This window comes from Massilia sp. DJPM01 (assembly GCF_030348125.1).
GTDB lineage: Bacteria > Pseudomonadota > Gammaproteobacteria > Burkholderiales > Burkholderiaceae_D > Telluria_A > Telluria_A frigida.
The window spans coordinates 1-688 of the sequence record NZ_JAQOZV010000210.1 but is presented as its reverse complement, the minus strand read 5'-3'; the positions used below and the strand labels follow the sequence as shown (position 1 = coordinate 688).

The following is a 688-nucleotide window of genomic DNA, read 5'->3' as shown; positions in this document are numbered from 1 at the left end:
AGCCAACGGCACTGGCATGGGCGGGGGAACACCGGCGGCCAACAACACCCAGGCGCCGGCGTCGAGCCAGGCGAGCATCAAGGCCACGGTGAGCATCGGTGGCAACAGCAGCGACAGCACGACCGACAACAGCGCCTTGCAGAACCAGGGCAGCACGGTCAGCGCCGGCCAGACCCTGAGCATCGTCGCCACCGGCGACGGCAGCAAGGATGCGGACGGCAAGGCCTTGAATGGCGACATCACGGCGCGTGGCGCGGTACTGAGTGGCAAAGACGTGACCCTCGATGCCGCCCGCGACATCAGGCTCGCCAGCGCGCAGGACACGAGCGCCAACGACAGCCGGAACAGCAGCCACAACGCGTCGGTGGGCGTCGGTTTCGGCCTGGGCGGCACGCAGAACGGGTTCACCCTGGAACTGGCCGCCGGGCAGTCGCATGGCAATGCCAACGGCGACGCCACGACCAACCAGAACACCAGCGTGACGGCCGGCGACGTTCTCAATATCAAGAGCGGCAAGGACACCACAATGGCCGGGGCGCAGGTCAGGGGCGACAAGGTGGTGGCCAACATCGGCGGCGACCTGAATATCGTGAGCCTGCAGGACACCGACAACTACACGAGCCGGGAAAAGAGCAGCGGGGGAAGCGTCAGCATTTGCGTGCCGCCGTTCTGCTATGGCGCCAGTTCG

1 protein-coding gene is annotated in these 688 nt (G+C 66.7%); it reads left to right on the top strand.

Features of this window, described 5'->3' with window-relative positions; all coding sequences use genetic code 11:
- Positions 1–688: hemagglutinin repeat-containing protein (locus tag PO883_RS34710; RefSeq protein ID WP_289313836.1), on the top strand; the 688-nt coding region annotated here is incomplete at both ends.